Source organism: Tateyamaria sp. GN1-10, assembly GCF_055693845.1.
Genome location: NZ_JBVFUR010000004.1, coordinates 799,783 through 814,863, shown reverse-complemented (window position 1 = coordinate 814,863; position 15,081 = coordinate 799,783). Strand labels below are relative to the sequence as shown.

Here is a 15,081-nt window from a genome sequence, read left to right as displayed (position 1 = left end):
CCACGGGGTCTGGGGCAGCGCCCCAGTCAAACAGAAGCAAAACACCCCAACGCCGGCCCATGCACCCCAATGTCCAAAGGCCCGAAATCACTCTCCACACACAGCGAAAAGTACCCGGCTCGGGGCAAGTATACCACGCGATAGGCGCCATCGCTGCGCGTCACGGTCCAGCAGCGCTGCGTGATGCCTCCGCTGAAATTCACCGTCGTCTCAAAGGGCTGCACCAAAGCGTCTTCAAAGGCTTGCACAAGCATTCGCTGCGCCTCCGTCCCGCGCGGCGCATCCAGCGATTCCGCGGCCACCAGATCGGCGATGCGGTCGGCAAGGCTGAGGTCCGGGTCTATCACCCGACGATCTCCGCTGTTTCAACAACGGCATGCATCAGAACGTCGGCACCGGCTGAGGCCCACTCCCTGGATATCTCTTCCGCTTCATTGTGGCTGAGGCCATCCACGCAAGGGCACATGACCATGGCAGTGGGCGCAACCTGGTTGATCCAGCACGCATCATGCCCGGCCCCTGAAATGATATTCTGATGACTATAGCCCAACCGTTCCGCCGCTGACCGCACTGCGGTCACACAACCATCGTCAAAGGCCACGGGATCGAAGCCGCCGACCTTCTCAAAACTGATGGTCAATCCCATCTCGTCAACGATCTTCTGACCCTCGACACGCAGTCGTGCCTCCATGTCCTCGATCACACTCAACTCCGGCGACCGGAAGTCGACGGTAAAGACCACCTTGCCCGGGATTACGTTCCGCGAATTCGGATAGACATCGATGTGACCTGCAGCCCCGACTGCATGGGGAGCATGAGACCACGCGATCTCATCCACCTTTTCCAACACCCGCGCCATGCCGAGGCCTGCATTCTTGCGCATTGGCATCGGCGTAGAGCCGGTATGGCTGTCTTTCCCTTCAATCGTCACTTGGGTCCACGAAAGGCCCTGCCCGTGGGTGACGACACCAATATCCTTGCCTTCGACCTCAAGGATCGGCCCCTGTTCGATGTGCAGTTCAAAGAAGGCATGCATCTTGCGGGCACCTACTTCCTCGTCGCCACGCCAGCCGATACGCTTCAATTCGTCGCCAAACTTCTTGCCCTCCGCATCCTCGCGGTCATAGGCCCAGTCTTGCGTATGAATGCCGGCGAACACGCCAGACGACAGCATCGCGGGGGCGTAGCGCGTGCCTTCCTCGTTGGTGAAGTTGGTCACGACGATCGGGTGCTTCGTTTTCACATCCAGATCGTTGAGCGTCCGAATAATCTCCAACCCGCCCAACACACCAAGCACCCCGTCATATTTGCCGCCTGTGGGCTGTGTGTCGAGGTGGCTGCCCACATAAACCGGCAGCGCATCGGGGTCTGCGCCCTCACGCCGCGCAAACATGTTGCCCATCTGGTCCAAGCCCATGGTACAGCCCGCCGCCTCGCACCACTCTTGGAACAAAGCGCGCCCTTCGGCATCTTCATCTGTCAGGGTCTGGCGGTTGTTGCCACCCGCCACGCCGGGACCAATCTTGGCCATCTCCATCAGGCTATCCCAAAGCCGGTCTCCGTTGATCCGAAGATTTTCGCCCGGTGCCGCCATGTGATGTCCCCTTTTGCCGATGGTCATCCACTTTTTGACCAATTGGTAAAGCTACGATTGCCAGCCAACGCTTTTCTGTCAAGAACTGCTTTGAACAGAATTGCCCAAGCGACATGCATCTGCCTAGACTTGCAGCAGACCTAGACACTAGGATCACCCATGCCCGACGGTACGTCGAAAAACCCAGCCGCATTCAGATGCGCAACCGCAGCCTGATCCTTGATGCTGCACTGGATGTCTTTTCGGCGCATGGCTATCGCGGCGCAACACTCGACCAGATTGCCGACGCGGCGGGTTTGTCCAAGCCTAACATCCTCTACTACTTCTCTGGCAAAGAAGAGATTCATGTCACTCTTCTAAATCAATTGATGGAGACATGGCTCGATCCGCTCGTCGAAATGGATGCCTCAGGTGATCCAATGACTGAACTGCTGGGTTATGTGCAACGCAAGCTGGATATGTCCCGCGATCTACCCCGCGAAAGCCGCCTGTTCGCAGGTGAAATTCTACAGGGCGCCCCCCGCATGCTTCCTCATTTACGGGCCGATCTAAAACCGCTGTTTAACGAGAAATGCGCCATTATCCAGACCTGGATGGATGAGGGCAAACTTGCAGAGGTCGATCCGCGCCACCTTGTATTTTCGATATGGGCCACAACACAGCACTATGCCGATTTCGACAGCCAGGTGCGCGTGCTGCTAGATGGCGAACCACATGGCAGCGCGGCGCGCTTTCTGGATCAGATGTATCGCAGCTTGCTCGCACCCTGAAAACTCTGCGCGTTCCCAATGCGAGCAAGCTTAGTATCCGGTGTCCTACTCCGCTGCCGTGGCCGATGGATTGTTCGGATGTGTGGTCCAGTTGGCATAGTCCGGCTCAACCACCTTACCTGTACGAGGGTCAGTAAGACCCGGCTCCATAGCTTCCATCGTGATGCAGTTCTCTACCGGGCAGACGTTAACGCACAGGTTGCAGGCTACGCATTCATCATCAATCACTTCGAACACGCGGTCTTCGGACATCGATATTGCCTGGTGGGACGTGTCCTCGCACGCTGCGTAACAACGGCCGCAAGAGATGCAGAGATCCTGGTTGATCTTCGCCTTGCTCACGTAGTTCAGGTTCAGATACTGCCAGTCCGTCACGTTCGGAACAGCACGGCCCACCAGTTCATCCACAGATGCGAAACCCTTTTCGTCCATGTAGTCAGACAGGCCCGAAATCATCTCTTGCACGATCTTGAAACCGTAAGTCATGGCCGCCGTGCAGACCTGAACATTGCCAGCGCCAAGGGCAAGAAACTCCGCCGCGTCCTTCCAGGTGGTCACCCCTCCAATGCCGCTGATAGGCACATCACGCAGCGAAGGATCACGCGCGATCTCGGCCACCATATTCAAGGCGATAGGTTTCACCGCGGGCCCACAATACCCGCCATGCGCACCTTTGCCATCAATCGTGGGCTCGGGCGAATACAGGTCCAGATCTACAGATGTGATCGAGTTGATCGTGTTGATCAGGGACACGGCGTCGGCGCCGCCCGATTTCGCGGCAGAAGCTGGCTTGCGAACATCGGTAATGTTTGGGGTCAGCTTGACGATAACGGGCATGCGTGTGTGTTTCTTCACCCATCGCGTCACCATCTCGATGTATTCAGGCACTTGGCCGACAGCGCTGCCCATACCACGTTCGGACATCCCGTGCGGGCAGCCGAAATTCAGCTCGACGCCGTCGGCACCTGTGTCTTCGACCAATGGCAAGATACGGGCCCACGGGTCTTCCTCACACGGAACCATCAGCGACACGACCATCGCCCGATCAGGGTAGTCACGTTTGACCGCCTTGATCTCTTGCAGGTTTACCTCAAGAGGTCGGTCCGTGATCAACTCGATATTGTTCAGGCCCAGAAGCCGTCGATCGGCACCGTAGATCGCGCCGTAGCGCGGGCCATTGACGTTGACAACGGGTGGCCCTGCCTCGCCCAGCGTCTTCCAGACAACGCCGCCCCACCCGGCTTCGAAAGCGCGGCGCACGTTGTATTCCTTGTCCGTGGGCGGCGCCGAGGCCAGCCAGAACGGGTTGGGTGACTTGATCCCGATGAAATTGCTTTGAAGGTTTGCCATCTGTCTCTCCTCCGCTCAGCCTATCAGGCTGGCATGAATGTCCATCGCCGCATCGCGCCCTTCAGCCACGGCGGTCACAGTCAGGTCATCGCCACCCGAGGCACAATCACCTCCGGCCCAAACGCCAGCAACCGACGTACGACCAGCGCCTGTCACTGCAATCTTGCCCTTTTCAAGATCAGGCAGTCCATCGCCAACAAGCTTTTGACCAATGGCACGCAGTACCTGATCCGCCGGAATACGGATGGTTTCACCGGTGCCGGTCATGTCGTCGGTCACGTATTCGAATTCGATCTCTTGCACCGCACCGTTGCCGTACAGCGCCTTGGGCACAACGTTCGTCATGATCCGAACGCCCTTGGACGCTGCAAGGTCCTGCTCAAAGACACTCGCATTCATCCGATCCCGTCCACGTCGATAGGCCAGCGTCACATTCAAAGCACCCAACAGTTTGGACTGCACGGCCGCATCCACGGCCGTCATACCACCGCCGATCACCACAACATCGCGACCAACCGGCAGCGTGCCCAGATCAGATGACTGCCGCAGATTGGCGATGAAATCGACGGCGTCCGACACACCTGCCTTATCGCCCCCCTCCACATCCAATGCGTTCACGCCACTCAGACCCATCCCAAGAAAGACGGCGTCAAACTCTGATTTCAACTGATCAAGTGTCACATCCACACCCAACGCTTTGCCGTGATCAAGCGTGATGCCCCCAATCTGGAGCAACCAATCCACTTCGGCCTGCGCAAACCCTTCGGGCGTCTTGTAGGCGGCGATCCCGTATTCGTTCAGCCCGCCGGCCTTGGCCCGAGCATCATAGACGGTCACGTCATGACCCAGCATGGCCAACCTGTGGGCACAGGACAGACCCGCAGGTCCCGCCCCCACCACGGCCACCGTCTTGCCGGTGACCGCAGCACGGGAGAATGGATGAATACCCTGCTCTTGCAAATGATCCGTAGCGTAACGCTGAAGCTCACCGATCTTGACAGGCTTGCCTTCGGCAAACTCGCGCACACAGGCTTCCTCGCACAGCGTTTCGGTTGGGCACACACGGGCGCACATCCCGCCCATGATGTTCTGGCTCAGGATCGTCTTGGCGGCTGCATCCGGCGTTCCGGTCGCGATCTGGCGGATGAACAGCGGAATATCGATGTCAGTCGGGCATGCCGTGATGCAAGGCGCATCATGGCAGAAGTAACAGCGATCCGCCGCCACAAGGGCTTCATGCGGGTCAAGGGCTGGATGCAGGTCCGAAAAATTCTCGGAATATGCGGCATCATCCAAACGGCCCGCCGCCACACCCGGTGAGAAAGGAGATTGCGTCATGTCCGCTCCATCGCAACGTTTGTTCGCTTAAAACGGTCTCACAGGTTCAAAATTTTATCAACTGGTAAAAAAGTGAGCGCTACCCACAATGCATACGTTTGCACAAAGAAGCGGCACTTTGCCGGGATCCGAAAAGCCTTGGGGAAGGTCTTGCAATGCCGCCAAACGGTGCCATATGTCGCCTTGCTACATCATCTATCGACCCACTGCTCCTTTCGGCTCAGTCACTCGATCTATTGACAACGCCAAGGCTGCCGCATGTTGCGGGCAGCACAACACAGGAGTACCGACGATGGCCAACGGCACCGTCAAGTGGTTCAACACAACCAAAGGCTACGGCTTTATTGCACCCGAAGATGGCGGCAAAGACATCTTTGTTCATATCTCGGCAGTCGAGCGTTCGGGCCTCACTGGTCTGGCAGACAACCAGAAGGTCACATTCGACCTAGAATCCGGTCGTGATGGCCGCGAAAGCGCGGTAAACATCGCTCTGGCCTGATCGGTCTGAGGATACACCAGTTTCGGGCGGTGCATCTCACGATGCGCCGCTTTTTTGTTCGTATTCGGAGGGCGTTAGGCACGGACAAGTCCCGGAAAAAGATACCAGGCCCGTCAACCTACTTCTTCTGACAAGAAATACGGCGGGGAATCGCGGCAGCGACGGGGCAGAGCCCCCAAAAATCGTGTCGCGCAGCGGCAATTGGATCACGGCCCGCTCCAATCCACACCGACCGCCTCTTCGATATGCAAGCGCCCATCGGGCCACGGCTGCATCAACGCTTTTGCGGCGTCCAGATCATCACTCATCCACGTGTGAACATCTTCAAGCTCCAGCAACACGCCCATCCGGTGGTGGATCGGTGCCACGTCGCCATTCGGCTCACAGGTCACGGCGGCCACCTGCGGCACTTGCAAACCACCCGGCGCCGTCCAAACATCTGTGATCGCGGCGAAGTACAGGAAACCGCCCTCCTTGGGTGCAATCCGCCACGCGGTCTTGCGCCGCTTCTCACCTGTCCACTCATACCAGCCATTAACCGGGATCACGGCGCGACCAACACCATCAAAGGCTGACTTGTCGAACACCGTTTCGGACCGGGCATTGATGATCTGCTCCATCACCGGACGGCCCCGTGCATTCACCCGCCCCACAGGCACAATGCCCCACCGCATGCGTTTCAAAGCGCCGTCAAATACAACGATCTCCTGACTGGGCGAGACGTTGTGACGGGCCGGTTCATCGTCAACTGTCCCCGCGGGAACACCGAGGGCCGTCGCCAAATCCGACACGGGGTCCGTGAAAAAGAACCGCCCGGGCATCCCTATTCAACCCGCGCAATCAAAGCCTGCACGCTTGGTGCCAAACCCTCGACAATCCGCGCGACACCTTCCGCATTGGGGTGAATGCCATCCGGTTGCATGAAGTTTTGGACATCCGCCGGAGCCGTGTCAGGTCCACCGAGTCCCGCGAAAAAGCTTTCGGCGTACAGAGTGTCGAATGACTGCGCGATGTCCGGGTACATCGCATCAAACACCTGTTTGTAGTCTGGGCCATAGTTTCCCGGGGCCTCCATACCCACAACCAACACCTCGACCCCCGCGTCGTTTGCAGCCTGCACGATACCTTCAAGATTGGCGCGGCTCACTTCCGGATCGATCCCGCGCAACAGGTCGTTGCCACCAAGTGTCACGATCATCGCGTCCACCTCGGGTGTCAGTGTCCAGGCCATCCGGCTCAAGCCACCTTGGGTCGTATCGCCGGATACACCTGCATTGATGATGTCCACATCATGGCCCGCATCCTCCAGCCACGCCTCAAGCTGCGGCACGAACCCCTGTTCGACAGGAAGGCCGTAGCCCTGGGTCAGGCTGTCGCCCAACGCCGCTATGGTCACCGGCTCAGCCCATGCCGCTCCAGCCCATAGACTGAAGACAATTGCACCTGTCACCTTGCCCATGTTGATCCGATCTCCATATGACCCCGTAGACGATATAAAGGCCGCCGAGCATGCCCGATCCAGCCCTTTCACTTAAAAATGCAGCACTCAGCCTCGATGGCAATGCCGGGCGGGTGGATATCCTGCACGGCATCACACTGGACATCGCAAAAGGCGAGACCGTCGGACTGGTGGGTCCATCAGGGTCGGGCAAGTCCTCCTTGCTCATGGTGATGGGTGGATTGGAGCGGGCGACAGGCGGCACAATCACCGCGCTCGGCCAAGACTTGACCAACATGAACGAAGACGCGCTCGCCCGCTTTCGCCGCGGCCATATGGGGGTGGTGTTTCAAAGCTTTCACCTGATCCCTACCATGACCGCCCTCGAAAACGTGGCGACACCCCTTGAGCTTGCGGGGGCGCGTGATGCGTTCGACAGGGCCGAAGCCGAGCTTGATGCAGTCGGCCTCGGGCACCGCGGCGGTCACTACCCAAGCCAGATGTCGGGGGAGAGCAGCAGCGGGTGGCGCTGGCCCGCGCCCTCGTAACACGGCCCGAGATTCTGCTTGCGGATGAACCCACCGGAAACCTCGATGGCGCCAATGGGCAGGCAATCATGGATCTCCTCTTTGCCCTGCGCGACCGGCACGGAGCGACACTGGTGCTTGTCACCCACGCGCCCGACCTTGCTGCCCGCTGCGACCGCGTGATCCGACTGGCAGATGGCCGGATCGAAGGGCCGGTGAAGGCTGCCGCTGAATGAGCATCGCAACATCTGCCCGCTTTGCCCGCCGCGAATTGCGCGGGGGCCTGCGCGGTTTTCGCATTTTTCTGGCGTGTCTTGCCCTTGGTGTTGCTGCCATCGCGGCGGTTGGCTCGGTCCGCTCGGCCATTGAGGCCGGTCTGGAGCGGGAAGGTGCAGCACTGCTGGGTGGCGATGCCGAACTGGATTTCACCTATCGCTTTGCCACTGACGCTGAACGCGCATGGATGGAAGAGGTCGCTGACACCGTATCGGAGATTGCTGATTTCCGGTCCATGGCCGTGGTTGATCGAAATGGGGAAACGGAGCGCGGGCTGACGCAGATCAAGGCGGTCGATGGCGCCTATCCCCTTGTCGGCGCAGTGGAGTTGACCCCCCACATGCAACTGCGGGACGCGCTTGCGGGCGTAGATGGCCTACCGGGTGCGGTGATGGAAAATGCCCTGATCGACCGACTGGGCTTGGTCATCGGCGATACATTCCGTCTTGGCACACAGGATTTCGTGCTGATGGCGACGCTCGCGCGCGAACCCGACAGCGCAGCAGGTGGTTTTGGCCTTGGGCCACGCACCATCGTGCTGCGCAGCGCGCTTGAGAATGCCCAACTCCTCGCTCCGGGCACGTTGTTCAATTCCAAGTACCGGCTGGACCTGCCCGACGGCACGGGCCTTGCCACGTTGGAAGCACAGGCACGTAATCAGTTCGAAGCCACTGGCATGCGGTGGACAGACGCACGCAACGGCGCGCCCGGTGTGGCCGAGTTCGTTGACCGCTTGGGCGCGTTCCTTGTTCTGGTCGGCCTCTCCGGTCTCGCCGTGGGTGGGGTCGGTGTATCGGCGGCTGTGCGTGCCTACCTCGCTGGTAAAACCTCTGTCATTGCGACCTTGCGGACGCTGGGGGCCGAGCGTCGGGTCATCTTTCAAACCTACTTCTTGCAAATTGGCGTGCTGTCCCTGTTGGGCATCATCATTGGCCTTGCTCTGGGCGCCATCGTCCCGGTCGCTCTGGCGCCGATCATTGAGGCCCGCCTTCCCATCCCGGCCAGTTTCACGATCTATCCAACCCCACTTTTCGAAGCAGCGATCTACGGGCTGTTGACCGCCTTTGTGTTCACCCTGTGGCCGCTGGCCCGGGCCGAGGATGTGCGGGCCGCCACCCTGTTCAGGGATGCACTGGACAAGGCGCGGCTGCTTCCCCGTCCAAACTATCTGCTCTGGATCGGCCTTGGACTTGGCGCGCTGATTGGCATCGCCGGTGTGTTTTCCGGGACATGGAGGCTGACATTGTGGACGGCAGGCGGGATCGCATTTGCGCTTTGCCTGCTCGCCCTTGCTGCGACACTGATCCGCTGGTTGTCGCGAAAGATGGCACCACGGGCCAAGGGGCGCCCGGCTCTGCGGTGGGCGCTCGGGGCTATCTCGGGCACGCGCGAAGGGGCGGCATCAGTGGTCTTGTCCCTTGGCCTAGGCCTGTCGGTCCTTGCAGCCGTGGGGCAGATCGATGGCAACTTGCGCAACGCGATCACGGGCAACCTGCCTGACGTGGCGCCCAGCTATTTCTTCGTCGACATCCAGCGCGACCAGATGCAGGGCTACACTGAGCGGCTGGAAAATGACCCAGCCGTCAGCCGTATCGAAAGTGCCCCGATGCTGCGCGGGATCATCACGCAAATCAACGGTCAGCGCGCTGCAGACGTCGCAGGCGATCACTGGGTTCTGTCGGGCGATCGGGGCATCACCTATTCCGAAACACCTTCGAAAAACACGCGGATCACGGATGGTGAATGGTGGCCCGAAGGGTATTCGGGCACACCACAGATCAGCTTTGCCGCGGAAGAGGCGGAAGAAATGGGGCTGTCCATCGGTGACAGTATGACCATCAACATTCTGGGCCGCGACATCGCCGGCACCGTCACGTCGTTCCGCGAGGTCGACTTTTCCACCGCAGGCATTGGCTTTATCCTGTCGATGAACCCATCCGCCTTGCAGGGCGCACCGCACACTTTCATCTCGACCGTCTATGCCGAGGATCAGGCGGAAACCCAGATTCTACGCGACATTGCAAACGCCTATCCGAACGTGACAGCCATCCGGGTAAGGGACGCCATCGACCGGGTGAGCGAGGTGCTCTCGGGCCTCGCTGCGGCAACGTCCTATGGCGCGGCGGCAACGCTTCTGACCGGCTTTCTGGTCCTGATCGGTGCGGCGGCGGCAGGCACGCAGGCCCGCACCTATGAAGCGGCAGTTCTCAAGACACTAGGCGCGACACGCCAACGCATCCTGCTCAGCTTTGCCACCCGGGCAGCGCTCTTGGGCCTTGGTGCTGGCGCGGTCGCCTTTGCTGCCGGGATCGCGGGTGGTTGGGCTGTCAGCACCTACGTGATGGAAACCGATTTCACGGTGATTTGGCCGTCCGCCTTTGCCATCGTGATCGGTGGAGTTTCGGCCACGCTGATTGCAGGTCTTGCCTTTGCCTGGGGTCCCCTCGCGGCGCGACCAGCGCAGGTATTGCGGGGCCGGGAATAAGTCGCGTTGCGGCGCTGCGACCAAGCGTGGCACACCCGCGTCAAATATTGGAATCGAGGATGTTGTCATGACCGATCAGTTGCCCATGCCCGTGACCGCCCCCCTGTCGCAGGCCCAGAAAACACAGATCATCAACCTGATCCGACGGGCCGCCCGGGCCGAGATCCTGCCGCGCTTCCGCCGCCTGGATGCTGGTGAGATCGAGACCAAACGGGACGAAACTGATCTTGTGACCCAGGCCGACATCGCCGCCGAAGCCATGATCACTAGGGGTCTGCAAATGGCGTTCCCTCACGCGTTGGTGATCGGCGAGGAGGCGGTGTCGCGCAAACCCGATCTGCTTGACGGTGTCGGCGAGGCCGAGCTGTGCTTTATCATCGACCCAGTGGACGGCACCTGGAACTTTGCCAAGAACATGCCGCTCTTCGGCACGATGGTGGCCGTTTGCCGATTTGGCCAACCCGTATTCGGTTTGATCTATGACCCCGTGGGAGACGATCTTATCATGGCCGACAACACCTCCCCCGCTGTCTGGCAAACACAAACCGGGCGCTTGCGCGGCATCGAGACGGCGCAGCCCAAACCGCTGGACCAACTTGCAGGCTATGCTCATATCCGCCTGATGCCGCCAGCAGATCGGGCGCTGATGTGGACCAAGGTGGGCGCACTCGCCTTTATCGGCAGCTTGCGCTGTTCAGCCCACGAATATCGCCTTCTTGCAACAGGGGCGGTGGATTTTGTCCTATCCGGCCACCTCAACAGCTGGGACCATGCCGCAGGCGCTTTGATCTGCCAGCAAGCAGACGGCAAAGCGGCCATGCTTGACGGATCGGACTATAACGCGACCGTCAAGACGGGGTATCTGCTTGCCGCCTCGTCACCGGAAGTGTGGGGCGTTGTGGCAGCACATTTTGCCGACTTGATGTCTGACACATGACACCCTGGTTTTTTGGCTATGGCAGCCTCGTCAACCGTGCCACCCATAACTACCCACAAGCGCAGCACGCGACACTCAAGGGCTGGCGCCGTGTCTGGGTGCGGACGGCGCTGCGTGACGTTGTTTTTCTGTCCGCGCGTCCGGCAGAAGGCCACAGCATCAAAGGGTTGATCGCTTCTGTTCCCGGCGCAGATTGGGCGGCGCTGGATCTGCGTGAAACCGGTTATGACCGGGTCGACGCGACCCATGCCGTGCAGCATCAGGCCGGAGCGAGCGACATCGCCGTATACCAGGTGCCGACCGATGCCCAACACGAGGGCGGAGATCATCACATCCTGCTGAGCTACCTGGACGTCGTGGTGCAAGGCTTCCGCCGCGAATTCGGAGAGGCAGGCGCAGAGCATTTCTTTGCCACCACCGATGGCTGGAACACGCCTGTGTATGACGACAGGGCCGCACCGCTCTATCCGCGCGCGCAACAGCTTACAAAAGCGGAACGCGCTCTGACAGACAGGCTACTTACGCAGGTTCAATAGGGACAGAAGCCGCCCCTCGCGCTCAAAGCTGTCGCGTGTCACCGCACCACCATCCGCCGCGATCACGCGCAGGGCCAAGACCCATGCGATGCTGCCAAAGACCACGCCTGCCAGCGCCTGCCCGATCAACACGCCTGGGGCACCGAACAAGTGCGCGCCAAGCCATACCAGTGGAATCATGGCAACAGTATTGCGGCCCCAATTCATCCATGTCGAATAGAACGGGTGCCCGAGATTGTTGAACGCGGCATTGGCCACGAACAGCACGCCATTGAAAAAGAACAGCAGCGCGAGCGGTCCGCAAAACAGGAACACCAGATCTCGGGTTACGCCGGTCGCATCGAAAAGATCGGAAATCGGACCCCGCAAAACGAATAGGGCTCCAGCGATCACGAAAATCACAAGCCCGGCAAAAATCAGCGCGGCATTGAAACCAGACCGGACCCGGTCATGCCGCCCGGCGCCAAAGTTCTGACCAAGGATGGGGCCAACCGCCCCCGACAAGGCAAAAATCACGGCAAAGGACAGCGGCATCAGACGCCCCACGATGGCCATGCCCGCCACGGCCTCCAACCCGTACTGTGCCATTGAACGCGTCACGATGGCCTGACCGACTGGCGTTGCAAACTGTGTCAGGATCGCCGGGAAACCAATGGTGACCAACGGACGCAGATCGCTGACCATCCCGCGCAGATCAGGGCGCGGCAGACCATCATGATAGCGCAAGATGGGCAGCAATGCCGCTGTTCCGATGGCAACGCGCGCCGCGACCGATGCAAGTGCCGCTCCGGTTAGGTCCAGCCCCAGCCCAAAAATCAGGATCGGATCCAGAACGGCGTTCACGCCGCCGCCCCAAATGGTTGCCATCATGGCCCGCCGCGCATCTCCATAGGCCCGCAGAATGCCACTGCCCATCATACCCACCACAAGAAACGGCAGGGACGGAACAATGATCTGAAGATACCCTTGCGCAAGGAGGGCAGTTTCACCTTCTGCGCCGATCCAAGCCACGAAAGTTGGAATGTTCCACCAGACAAATGCCGAAAACAGCACGCCAAAGCCGATACCATAAGCCAGCCCATGCGCGCTGCGGGTCCGCGCTCGGGCTTCGTCTCCCGCCCCAAGATCGCGTGCGACAAGCGCACCGACAGCAATGGCCATGCCAATTGAAAACGATGTGGTAAAGAACAGGATCGACCCGGCATAGCCAACCGCCGCCGCCAACTCGGCCTTGCCCAGCATCGAGATGAAAACCATATCGATGAAATCGACCAGAAAGACCGCCATCAACCCGATGGTCGAGGTCAGCGACATCACCGTCACATGGCGCAGAAGCGACCCGGACAGGAATTTTGCCTGCGCCTCAGCCACTTGCCGCTTGCTTCATCTTGCCAAGTAAACTTCCCCCGGAGGGCCGCTGTCCAAAAGCGCCCTCCGCCGGGATCATGCGCGGGCCTTCACAACCTGCAAAAGTGGCATGAGCGATCCCATGTCGGGCCCGTGCCGCTGCCCGGTCAAGGCCAGACGCAACGGCATGAACAGGCCACGCCCCTTGCGGCCAGTCGCAGCTTTGACCGCACCGGTCCATGCGCCCCATGTGTCACCGTCAAAGGGGCCTTCGGGCAGCAAGGTCATCGCCTCGGCCACGAAATCCTTGTCTTCATCTTCGATCACGGGATCCGCCCCATCACGGCATAATGCCCACCACGTGGCAATATCTGCGCGCGTCGCAATGTTCTCCCGGATCACGGACCAAAACGCCTCTTGCTGATCGGCAGGTACACCCGCAGCATCCAGATCGCCCTGTACCGCCTCGACCGAAAGGCTCTGCAAGTAGCGGCTGGTCAGCGGGTCAATATCGGCAACGTCGAACTTCGTCGGCGCAGTACCAAACCGACTGACATCAAACCCGTCGATCAGGCTTTCCATATTCGTGCGCAACTCAACCGGATCAGATGACCCCAGGCGGGCCAAAAGGCTCAGCACGGCCATCGGTTCGACGCCATTGGCACGCAAATCGCGCAGAGCCAACGTGCCCAAACGCTTCGACAGCGCCTCGCCCTGCGGTCCGGTCAAAAGTGAATGATGCGCAAAGCGTGGTGCCGTGCCGCCCAGCGCCTCGATGATCTGGATCTGCGTCGCCGTATTCGTCACGTGGTCCGAGCCGCGCACCACGTCCGTCACGCCCATCTCGGTGTCGTCCACGACCGAAGCGATGGTGTACAACACCTGCCCGTCACCACGGATCAGAACCGGGTCAGAGACACTCGCCGCATCAATGCTGACATCACCAATGATCCCATCGGTCCACTCGATGCGTTCGTGATCCAGCTTGAACCGCCAAACGCCTTGACCGCGCTCGGCCCGCAGAGCGGCCTTTTCATCGTCACTCAGGGACAGCGCTGCCCGGTCGTAAACCGGCGGCTTGCCCATGTTGAGCTGTTTCTTGCGTTTCAGATCCAGTTCGGTCGGCGTCTCGAACGCCTCATAGAACCGCCCGATCTCGCGCAGCTTGTCAGCGGCGGCGGCATAGCGGTCCAGTCGCTCCGATTGCCGCTCAATCCGGTCCCAATGCAGGCCCAGCCACTCCATGTCCTGTTTGATGCCATCGACATATTCTTCTTTCGACCGCTCCGGGTCGGTGTCGTCGATACGCAAGATGAACGTTCCACCCGCCTTGCGGGCAATCAGGTAGTTCATCAATGCCGTCCGCAGGTTGCCGATATGCAGGTAACCGGTGGGGGACGGGGCAAAACGGGTGGTGGTCATGGCGATCTCCGGACTCTTGTGGCTTGCCTTGTCACAGGGGCCGTGCGTTGTCCAGTTCCGCCCATGGCCGCACCGGCCAGCGGGTCGCAAGATCGCGCAGCCCGGCGGCAATCAACTCAGCCAAAACGTCCAGGTCGACGCGTTCCAATCGCGTGATGTACAAACAGGACTTGCCTTTGGTGTGCGGGCCGAGCCGTTCGAGGATGTGCCCGAAATCCGTGTAACCCGGCATGATGTAAATGCTGAGCTTGGCCTTGCGTGGTGCAAATCCCGTGGCCATCCACGTCCCTGACCGACCGGACGCATACGTGTAATCATAGGCACCGTAGCCAACGATCCCGCCGGTCCAGACTTGCGGCTCAAAGCCGGTGACACGACGAAACAGATCGTCCAATTGCTGGGCCTCAGCCCGTCGGGCCTCGGTAGGGATCTCAGCCACCCACCCGGGGAAATCGACATTCAGGACCTTTGTCTTTGCCTCAGCCATGGCACCTCTCGCAAAAATGAACAGGCCACTCTGCGTTGTGACGCGTGACAATGCAGGACACGCGCTATGTTAAGG

The 15,081-nt window shown here is 60.1% G+C and carries 14 protein-coding genes and 1 pseudogene; 6 read left to right on the top strand and 9 right to left on the bottom strand.

Annotated features, from left to right (window positions below; genetic code table 11):
• Positions 1-26: 26 nt before the first annotated feature.
• Both ACZ1HN_RS05775 and ACZ1HN_RS05770 read right to left on the bottom strand, forming a co-directional pair.
• On the bottom strand, positions 27-347 hold the full coding sequence (locus ACZ1HN_RS05775) for a hypothetical protein (protein ID WP_299745856.1): 321 nt from the start codon (positions 345-347) through the stop codon (positions 27-29).
• Entirely contained in the window at positions 344-1,594 is a 1,251-nt protein-coding gene (locus ACZ1HN_RS05770) for a Zn-dependent hydrolase (protein WP_472729282.1), read from the bottom strand. Before ACZ1HN_RS05770 ends, ACZ1HN_RS05775 begins: the two co-directional genes overlap by 4 nt.
• Positions 1,595-1,791: 197 nt before the next feature.
• On the opposite strand from ACZ1HN_RS05770, the gene ACZ1HN_RS05765 reads away from it, so the two are divergent.
• A complete protein-coding gene (locus ACZ1HN_RS05765; RefSeq protein WP_472729281.1) occupies positions 1,792-2,364 on the top strand; it encodes a TetR family transcriptional regulator C-terminal domain-containing protein in 573 nt (190 codons plus the stop codon).
• Positions 2,365-2,409: 45 nt separating this feature from the next.
• On the opposite strand, the gene preA is transcribed toward ACZ1HN_RS05765, so the two are convergent.
• Together preA and ACZ1HN_RS05755 are read right to left on the bottom strand one after the other, a co-directional pair.
• On the bottom strand, positions 2,410-3,714 hold the full coding sequence (gene preA, locus ACZ1HN_RS05760; RefSeq protein ID WP_472726804.1) for an NAD-dependent dihydropyrimidine dehydrogenase subunit PreA: 1,305 nt from the start codon (positions 3,712-3,714) through the stop codon (positions 2,410-2,412).
• Between the two features lie 15 nt (positions 3,715-3,729).
• Complete coding sequence (locus tag ACZ1HN_RS05755) at positions 3,730-5,052, bottom strand: NAD(P)-dependent oxidoreductase (protein WP_472726803.1); 1,323 nt, start codon at positions 5,050-5,052, stop codon at positions 3,730-3,732.
• A 292-nt stretch (positions 5,053-5,344) separates the two neighbouring features.
• On the opposite strand from ACZ1HN_RS05755, the gene ACZ1HN_RS05750 reads away from it, so the two are divergent.
• The gene (locus tag ACZ1HN_RS05750) at positions 5,345-5,551 is read left to right on the top strand and encodes a cold-shock protein (RefSeq protein WP_189367848.1); all 207 of its coding nucleotides are present in this window, start codon (positions 5,345-5,347) and stop codon (positions 5,549-5,551) included.
• A gap of 206 nt (positions 5,552-5,757) precedes the next feature.
• Here the strand turns inward: ACZ1HN_RS05750 and ACZ1HN_RS05745 are convergent, their stop codons facing one another.
• Together ACZ1HN_RS05745 and ACZ1HN_RS05740 are read right to left on the bottom strand one after the other, a co-directional pair.
• Entirely contained in the window at positions 5,758-6,372 is a 615-nt protein-coding gene (locus ACZ1HN_RS05745) for an SOS response-associated peptidase (RefSeq protein WP_472726802.1), read from the bottom strand.
• A 2-nt stretch (positions 6,373-6,374) separates the two neighbouring features.
• Complete coding sequence (locus ACZ1HN_RS05740; RefSeq protein ID WP_299771626.1) at positions 6,375-7,010, bottom strand: arylesterase; 636 nt, start codon at positions 7,008-7,010, stop codon at positions 6,375-6,377.
• Positions 7,011-7,060: 50 nt separating this feature from the next.
• Here ACZ1HN_RS05740 and ACZ1HN_RS05735 point away from each other — a divergent pair.
• The 4 genes and pseudogenes from ACZ1HN_RS05735 (at position 7,061) to ACZ1HN_RS05720 (ending at position 11,750) form a co-directional block, all read left to right on the top strand.
• Positions 7,061-7,752, top strand: a pseudogene (locus ACZ1HN_RS05735) (ABC transporter ATP-binding protein).
• Complete coding sequence (locus ACZ1HN_RS05730) at positions 7,749-10,277, top strand: ABC transporter permease (protein WP_472726801.1); 2,529 nt, start codon at positions 7,749-7,751, stop codon at positions 10,275-10,277. The pseudogene ACZ1HN_RS05735 and the gene ACZ1HN_RS05730 overlap by 4 nt, the downstream one beginning before the upstream one ends.
• A gap of 67 nt (positions 10,278-10,344) precedes the next feature.
• The gene (locus tag ACZ1HN_RS05725) at positions 10,345-11,214 is read left to right on the top strand and encodes an inositol monophosphatase family protein (RefSeq protein ID WP_472726800.1); all 870 of its coding nucleotides are present in this window, start codon (positions 10,345-10,347) and stop codon (positions 11,212-11,214) included.
• Entirely contained in the window at positions 11,211-11,750 is a 540-nt protein-coding gene (locus ACZ1HN_RS05720) for a gamma-glutamylcyclotransferase family protein (RefSeq protein ID WP_472726799.1), read from the top strand. Before ACZ1HN_RS05725 ends, ACZ1HN_RS05720 begins: the two co-directional genes overlap by 4 nt.
• Here the strand turns inward: ACZ1HN_RS05720 and ACZ1HN_RS05715 are convergent.
• The 3 genes from ACZ1HN_RS05715 to ACZ1HN_RS05705 form a co-directional block, all read right to left on the bottom strand.
• Positions 11,730-13,121 carry an MATE family efflux transporter gene (locus ACZ1HN_RS05715; protein WP_472726798.1) on the bottom strand — a complete coding sequence of 464 codons (1,392 nt, stop codon included), beginning with the start codon at positions 13,119-13,121 and terminating at the stop codon, positions 11,730-11,732. The two genes, ACZ1HN_RS05720 and ACZ1HN_RS05715, sit on opposite strands and share 21 nt — an antisense overlap.
• Positions 13,122-13,193: 72 nt before the next feature.
• On the bottom strand, positions 13,194-14,519 hold the full coding sequence (gltX, locus tag ACZ1HN_RS05710) for a glutamate--tRNA ligase (protein ID WP_472726797.1): 1,326 nt from the start codon (positions 14,517-14,519) through the stop codon (positions 13,194-13,196).
• Positions 14,520-14,550: 31 nt separating this feature from the next.
• On the bottom strand, positions 14,551-15,006 hold the full coding sequence (locus tag ACZ1HN_RS05705) for a DUF1801 domain-containing protein (protein WP_472726796.1): 456 nt from the start codon (positions 15,004-15,006) through the stop codon (positions 14,551-14,553).
• Positions 15,007-15,081: the final 75 nt, after the last annotated feature.